Raw genomic sequence first — 8,154 nt, forward strand, 5'->3', positions numbered from 1 at the left:
GGTTCTATTCGCAATAAACAGAGGTTTTATCGCCAGGGTTTGAAAGCTATGTCACTTATACAGCAAGCTCTTTAGCTCCCCTGTCGCCCCCTGAAATGACTTTTGACGCTCAGCCGAGTTGCGTTAGCGAAGCTCGCCGCAGGCATCGCACAATCCAGAATATCGGTTTAATACCTGAAAGTATTGCCATATCTGGGTTATGAAAAATACCGAGATTTTTTAACTTACCTGCGGAATGTGGGATAAGTCCTACTGAAAAGTCTTTTCATCAGGTGAATCCTCAAGAAAAATTGCTGTTACTCAAAAAAGACATATAAACTATGCTGAAAAAGCCTAATTTTGGCGAATTTTTGTGCCCTAAAACCGTGCAAACAGTAAATTGAGAACTGATGTTACTGAAAAAATCGATTAAGGAAAGTAAAAGTTATGGCAAATATTATTGGAACCAACGGTAATGATACCCTAGTAGGCAGTGACGACAGTACGGACACAATTAATGGTAAAGCTGGTAACGATATCATCACATATTCCTATGGCAACGATACCTTGACTGGTGGAGGCGGCAAAGATAAATTTGTTTACAACTACTTCTACTATCAGGATTCTAGTACCATCACCGATTTCGGTGGTGTAGGTCAAGGAACAAACCCCACAGCAGCAGTCATTGCCGAAGTTGATACTCTAATATTCCAAGGTAGTGGCTTTACTGCCCAAAATCTGCTGCTGAACCAGAATGGCAGCAATCTGGAAATCACCTTTGAATATGAAGTGATGTTGGGGTCAGGGTTTACTCCCAGAGTCATCCTGCAAAACTTTGCCCTGGAAAACCTGGATAACTTAAGCAAATCTACAGGTGCCACTATAGACTTAGGAAATATCCTGTTTGATGGGCAAACTAGCATCACAGACAGCTTTGATGTCTTCAATGCCAACTCTACCCAAAGCAATATCTTCAACAAAAACACAGTCACCTTCCTTAACGATCTGAACAATAATGTTAACGGCTTTGACAACTCAGATGATGTGATCAACGCTCAGGGGGGTAATGACAAAATTGACGGCAAAAGTGGTGACGACCTTTTGAGAGGTGGTACGGGTAATGATACTCTGATTGGTGGCGCGGGAAATGACACCCTCAACAGTGGTACAGACAATGACTCTCTCGTTGGTGGTACTGGTAACGATTACTTGAATGTTGAATTTTCAACAGGCAATAAGACCCTCTACGGTGGCGTTGGTGAAGATTTATTGAATGCTGGGTATTCATCAGGTAATAACCTGCTTTCTGGGGACGATGGCAATGATTCTCTCTCTGTCGGTGCTTTCAACTACTACCCAAGCATTGGACTTTTCGGTAATAACACCCTCAACGGTGGTGCTGGTGACGATTATTTGAGTATTGGGTCTTCAGAAGGCAATAACTTACTGGATGGGGGCGTTGGTAATGATTCCTTCTATGTCTATGTAGTAACTGGATTCTATACTTCCTCCACTGACTTAGTGACTCAAACGCTAGATGGGGGTAAAGGTGACGATTACTTATTCGTCGATTATAGGAATGCTACAGGAGGGATTGCTTCGACTTTTGATACTACTATTAACATTGGATCAATTACGGTAGGCACTAATCGGGTTAGCTACAAGAATATCGAACGATTAGATATTACAGGTACAGGCTACAATGACAATATTGTGGGGACAAATGGCAATGATACGCTCTCCACAGTCGATGGTGGCAATGATACGATAGATGGAGGTAAGGGTGACGATTACTTATCCGTCGATTATAGGAATTCTACCGAAGGAGTAACTTCGACTTTCGATACTACTACTAACATTGGATCAATTACGGCAGGCACTAATCGGGTTAGTTACAAGAATATCGAACGATTAGATATTACAGGTACAACCTACGACGACAATATTGTGGGAAGCAACGGCAACGATACGTTCTCCACGAGCTATGGTGGCAATGATACGATAGATGGAGGTAAGGGTAACGATTACTTATCCGTCTTTTACTACAATGCTGGAATAACTTCGACTTTCGATGTCACTACTAACATTGGATCAATTATCGCAGGCACGAATCAGGTCAGCTACAAAAATATCGAAGGATTAAATATCTCAGGTGCAGCCTACGACGACAATATTGTGGGAAGTAATGGCAGTGATACACTCTCCGGGGGTGAGGGAGGAAATGACATCCTGATAGGTGGGAACGGTAATGATACCTTTGCTTTCTATAATTATCAAGGCGTTGCTCGTGTTCATGACTTTAACACGACTAATGAACTGATTCAGGTATCGTCTTATAATTTTGGTAGCGACTTATCAATAGGTTCACTTCAGAAAAGTCAGTTTACCCTCGGAACATCTGCAACGACAAGCAATCAACGATTTATATATGACAACACTACAGGTGCATTGTATTTTGACCTTGATGGCAGTGCAAATGCATTTACTCAGGTCAAATTTGCACAACTATCAGATGGATTGTCACTAACCGAAAACAATTTTGTGATTGTGTAATCGAAATAAACCCTCCATCACTAAACGCCACAGGATAAATAGAAATCTTCAGAATGCGAGGTGCTATTTTAAGCACTTCGCATTCGATTTACCAATGGAATAAGGTTATACCAATTCGTAATTCGTAATTAAGAGGCGTCAGATTTTTTAGCGGCATGCAAAGGAAGCGGTGACAGTTCGTAGTCTAGACCTTGCTTTGAATCATATTCAAATGATGGTAACATTTTTGAGCAATTTCCATCCTGCAATATCAAATTGTAATTATTGAGTTTGGTTGTTTGCGATCGCAGCATTGTTTTTATCGTGTTCGAGTTCTCTCATGAGAGAATCAAAACCACTAGTATTGTTTCCACTTTGGGCAAATAAAGACCGAATTTTATTGATTATCGCACTTATCCTGTTGGATAAAAACTGACCGAGATTATTAACGGGACTTAAACATTTTTGAGGAAAAAACAAGCCTAAAACCCATACAGGACAAGGAAAATACACCCCTTGCTAAAAAATGCTTGAAACCCAAATATATCAACAAACTAGGCAAAGCGATGTCAAAGTCTCTCTGTATATACATTTGAGGTATTTTTCTGGCTACTTTTTGTCTAAGTCCCATTAACAAAGTTTTTCAGTTTTTCAAATATCGAAACCTCTACAGTGGAATACTTTTTGACAATCTGCCTCCTGCTTCCTGAAGAATGATTTAGGATGGCGATAATTTCTACTGGGTTAAGAACGCCGTACATTTAAGCAACACCATTCTTTGCGTTTCCACAGGGTAGCGACAACCCAACCATTTTCTTCTAAAGCGTCAGCAACAGCTTTAGATTGTTCCAGTAAAATACCACTGAAGATTGCCCAAGTTTCAGGTTTAGCGATCGCACTCATTTCTGGAATCAATTCAATAATCACATGAGCCAAAATATTGCAGACAATACCATCCATTGGGCTTTCAATTAGTTTTGTCAAAACGTCTACACTTCCCTGTGCAGGTAGTAAACGTTCTGGGCTAATATCATTCAGCACACCATTACTGATAGTTGATTGCACCGCCAAAGGGTCAGTATCCACTGCATAGACTTTCTCGGCTCCTAATAGCAGCGCCCCAATGGAAAGGATACCAGAACCACAGCCAATATCCGCAATTACCAGATGCTCATGTTTACCACTATTACCCACAAAGGACTGAGGAACTCCACTTAGCCGCATTTCCAAGGATTCCAAACATAGCTGAGTAGTAGCATGGTTGCCCGTACCAAATGCTACACCAGGGTCAAGGCGAATGACTAAGCGTTCGGTTGTTTCTGGTAATGGTAGCCAAGCGGGGTTAATTAGGAAGCGATCGCCTATTTCCTGTGGATGCCAATATTGTTTCCAGCTAGTTGCCCAATCTTCCTCATCAATTAACTGCCATTGCAAGGAAGGAGATAAAATTCCTACACAAAGAGCATCTTGGCGCAGCCATAGAGACAACGCTGCCAAATCTAGCAGCTGTGTTTGAATTGTCGGCAGATAAGCTCTTACTAAAGATGAGTTTCCTTTATTTTCACTAGCTGTACCACGACAGCCAAAATCTTCCAGTCGCCAAAAGATCGAATCTTCTAAGTCTGGCTCACATAAAATATTTAGTTCCCACCAGGTGTTTGCCATAAAAAAGTAAAAAGTAAAAAGGTAAAAGGCAAAAGGCAAAAGAAAAAGGATTTCTGGCGTTGCATATTTGCGGGATGATTTTGCTAGTTTTGTAGGGTGGGCGTCTTGCCCGCCCCGAAATACAAGGGACGGGCAAGACGCCCACCCTACAAGAATCATCCCTTGGATTCAGCAACGCTGGATTTCTTTTTACTTTTGCCTTTTTACTTTTGCCTTTATAGAGTTACTGTATACGCGTCCCGAATACCAGGGACTTTTATAATCTCATCCAAAATGCCCTCTGGTAAAGGGTCATCTATACTCAGAGCCATGACGGCATCACCACGGACGATTTTACGACCTACTTGCATACTGGCAATATTTACATTAAAACTGCCAAGTAGGGAACCAAGTTTGCCGATAATCCCTGGCATATCGCGGTGCAGGGTAAACAACATATATTTGCTGGGTGGGACGTTAATGGGGAAACCGTCAACGTCAGTGAGGTGGATTTCCCGTTCACCCAACAAAGCACCTGTAACAGAATGAGTACCTAAAGTACCCGTGGCTTCTAGATGCAGTGTGCCGGCGTAATCTCGAATAGAAGCATCGCGGGTTTCAATCACCCGAATTCCGCGTTCTTTGGCTTCTATGCTAGCATTTACGTAATTTACTCGTTCCCGCAAAGCTTGGTAAAGTAGTCCTTTGAGGGCAGCGACGATTAAAGGCTGACTTTTGTTGGTTGCGAGTTCCCCTTGCAGTCGAATATTGAGTACTTCTACCCTTCCACCAGCTAGTTGTCCCACTAGATTACCGAGAGTTTCTGCTAGTTGCATATAGGGTTTGAGTTCTTCCAATACATCGGGGCCGAGTCCGGGAATATTGACGGCTGAACGTGCTGGTAGTCCTAAAAGGACATCGCGAATTTGTTCGGCAACATCAATCGCCACATTCACTTGAGCTTCCGTGGTAGAGGCTCCCAAGTGGGGAGTAAGGATGATTTCTTTACCTAGCGATCGCAACTCAGATTCACCCAGTGGTTCTGACTCGAACACATCCAAGGCTGCACCACCGATTTTACCCGCTTTCAAAGCTGCTGCTAAAGCTACTTCATCAATGATCCCACCACGAGCGCAGTTGATAATCCGCGCTGTGGGTTTCATTTTTGCCAGGGTTGTGGCATTGATTAAGTGGGTAGTTTCTGGGGTTTTCGGGATGTGGAGGGTGATATAGTCTGCTTGCTGGAAGAGTAAATCTAGCTCCACCAACTGACAGCCAATTTGTTCGGCTCGTTCTGTAGAAATAAAAGGGTCATAAGCTAGGAGTTTCATCCCCATTGTTCTAGCTACAGAGGCAACATGGGAGCCAATTTTACCTAAACCGACAATACCGAGAGTTTTTTTGTAGACTTCCGCACCAACAAAACTATTGCGATCCCACGCCCCACGTTTCACAGAAGCGTTAGCATCGGGGATGTGGCGAGACAAAGCCAAAATCATCGCTAGCGCGTGTTCGGCGGCAGCAATTGTATTTCCCTCTGGAGAATTGACTACCACAATTCCTCGGCGGGTGGCAGCGGGAACATCCACATTGTCCACACCAACACCAGCACGACCGATGATTTTTAGTTGGGTGCCGGCTTCAATGATTTCTTGAGTGACGCGCGTACCAGAGCGAATCATCAGCGCGTCATACTCACCAATAATTGCGATCAGTTCTGCTGGTTTTAGACCTAGTTTGACATCAACGGTAGCAACTTGCGAAAGAATGTCAATTCCAGCTTGGTCAATCGAATCAGAGACAAGAACCTTAGACATGATTACTTCATTTAAAGCTACAGGTTTTGCTGCACAAGACTTTTTAGTTTAGTCTTTATCTGTCACAATTCAGCAAAAATTATTCGTTTGAATATCAACTTAACCTTTACTTACACTACGTGCTGATAGTATCGAAGCGTGAATTGCTCCTGATGGGCACTGCTTTCTAAGTTTTTGAACATAAATTAGCTGTTTGCACCACCCTGTCGCTAAATATAAAGCATGAATAGCACTAAGCACCGATATATTTATTAATAGTTAAGAGTTACCAAAATTTTATCGGCTAAAGCAACTTCCTTAGTGGGGTATAAACGCTTGTATGCTTGACTGGGCTGCAACTTTAGCCAAGGCAATGCTATACACAAGCAGGAAACGAGCTAGTAACTAATATATCTGTCAAATCTTGTCTGTTTGTCAATACCACAAGTGGTATCCCTTAGTCAAAGCAAAACATTGACTCATCAAGATCATCGGATTGTGACAGTTAGAATTTAGGCATCAAATAAATTTTATTGCTCATGATTCCGGCAGATTTAAGATTGTTTAGTAGTTAAAAACTATCAATTAATATCAGTATAGTACTTAATATACAGTAGTAAGCTAGTACCGCAAGGCGGAAGTCAAAAGTCACGCATAATTGTATTCCAACCTCTTGCGCCATTTGAAATGGTATGTTTATTTACGCCGTGCTGTACTAGTAATTTGTCAAGCTAATTTCGAGAGCTTATAGTAAGCACTAAAGTGCTTAAAAAACTAGAACTAAAGTTCTGATCCCTCTTTTGTTACTACGGGGAGAGTAGAATCAGGAAGAAAAACTGAAACAGTAAGTAACTCTGATGGTTAGGCAGCGCTCTTAAGCAGTAAATACAGTCGGGTTCATAGATAACTACTGTCAACACTATTATTCAATATTTGAGGATGTGAGACATTTTGAGGCATTCAAGTATTTACACTTGGGAATGTGATCATCCATCCGAACCAAATCGCTACCAGAGATAGGGAAAATAGCAGGATTAAAAGATGGTCAATCACTAGATCATTTTTTGAGAGATGCACTGTGGAGTGTCAAAAAATTAAGAGAAATGAGGCTGTATTTGACAAAAAAGTTGATTGAATTGATGAATGGTTTTCGAGCTTCTCCGATTCATTTCTCTATAGCTAGCTAATCTTCTCCTATTTTTCTTCCCCGAAGGTAACAAAAGAGGGATTACTTCAAAAATAGCAACATTGGCGTAAAGAATTGGGCATCAAAAAGGAGGAAGTTGACGCGGTCTATGCATTTATGCAATGGTGCGATCGCCTTTCGCTTATTCTTTGTCAGCAAGAACTACCTGACGATGAAAGGTTTTTAGAAATTAGCAAGGGTCCTGAAGGTGAGCGCTATGACATTATGCAGCGCAGTGATAACTTGGTTGTTGTCAAACCCTGGCCCTTTCAAGACGATAAATTCACGATCAACATCGAAGCCTGCGACCTCTTCCAGGTTAAATTTGAGAGCAGCGCTGAATTAACTCAAGCACTACAAGAAGCCCCGATCAAGGTACTAGAGTGGACATTTGTTAAGAGTTAGATGCATAAGGCTTACAGCTATTTAGCTGAAAATTGCTGTAAAAAACTAGGTTATGCGATCGCATTCTTCTATCAAATTTCTACTTATTTTTGCAATGGTAATCTCAGTAATGACTATTGCATGGTGTGATGCTGTGAATATAACCCAAGCTGCTGAGATACAAAAAGTAGCGATTGCATTTAGCGCTAAGGGCGTGAAGTCAGTTTTAATTATTCTAATTTTTATCTAAAGATGTATTTTTAAGGCAGATTGTTATTACTTATGATAGTTCCTTTTTATAATTCCGATCAGTGAAAGTAAATATACTTAACAACTGAGGTTCAAAGCATGGACTCAACAGGTAAGGTTCAAACTGTGGACTCGTCCTGGTCTCTTCCACTGCCGTTGAAAGAGTATGCAATGAGCCGAGTAACTGTCTACTTTTATAGTTGCGACAGATGGGTTCCAATTAAATATTGCTATTTGGGAAAAGCAATTTTGCTTCACCACAAGGCAAACTTAGAAGGCAAGGAAATTTTATTATAGCGGTTCTCAGTTGGGTGCAATATAGTAACAGCAGTGGGTGAACCATCCAATAATGTCTTTTTTAGTTACCGCATTCAGAGCATTTGT

Annotated in this window: 4 protein-coding genes and 1 pseudogene; 2 read left to right on the forward strand and 3 right to left on the reverse strand. The window is 41.5% G+C overall.

The annotated features are described in order from the left end of the window. Nucleotides 1–426: 426 nt before the first annotated feature. Nucleotides 427–2,532, forward strand: coding sequence for a beta strand repeat-containing protein (locus V7K89_RS24960; protein ID WP_335191949.1), 2,106 nt, complete (start codon nucleotides 427–429; stop codon nucleotides 2,530–2,532). Between the two features lie 261 nt (nucleotides 2,533–2,793). On the opposite strand, the gene V7K89_RS24965 is transcribed toward V7K89_RS24960, so the two are convergent. The 3 genes from V7K89_RS24965 to serA all read right to left on the reverse strand — a co-directional run bounded on the left by V7K89_RS24965 (nucleotide 2,794) and on the right by serA (nucleotide 5,972). Continuing rightward, nucleotides 2,794–2,991 carry a hypothetical protein gene (locus V7K89_RS24965; RefSeq protein WP_335191951.1) on the reverse strand — a complete coding sequence of 66 codons (198 nt, stop codon included), beginning with the start codon at nucleotides 2,989–2,991 and terminating at the stop codon, nucleotides 2,794–2,796. A 264-nt stretch (nucleotides 2,992–3,255) separates the two neighbouring features. Continuing rightward, nucleotides 3,256–4,176, reverse strand: coding sequence for a 50S ribosomal protein L11 methyltransferase (gene prmA / locus V7K89_RS24970; protein ID WP_335191953.1), 921 nt, complete (start codon nucleotides 4,174–4,176; stop codon nucleotides 3,256–3,258). A gap of 215 nt (nucleotides 4,177–4,391) precedes the next feature. Beyond that, nucleotides 4,392–5,972, reverse strand: coding sequence for a phosphoglycerate dehydrogenase (gene serA / locus V7K89_RS24975; RefSeq protein WP_335191955.1), 1,581 nt, complete (start codon nucleotides 5,970–5,972; stop codon nucleotides 4,392–4,394). A gap of 1,222 nt (nucleotides 5,973–7,194) precedes the next feature. Here serA and V7K89_RS24980 point away from each other — a divergent pair. Beyond that, nucleotides 7,195–7,542, forward strand: a pseudogene (locus tag V7K89_RS24980) (DUF3891 family protein); the annotation flags it as partial. Between the last annotated feature and the right edge of the window lie 612 nt (nucleotides 7,543–8,154).

It is taken from the genome of Nostoc sp. (genome assembly GCF_036917515.1).
Classification (GTDB): domain Bacteria; phylum Cyanobacteriota; class Cyanobacteriia; order Cyanobacteriales; family Nostocaceae; genus Nostoc.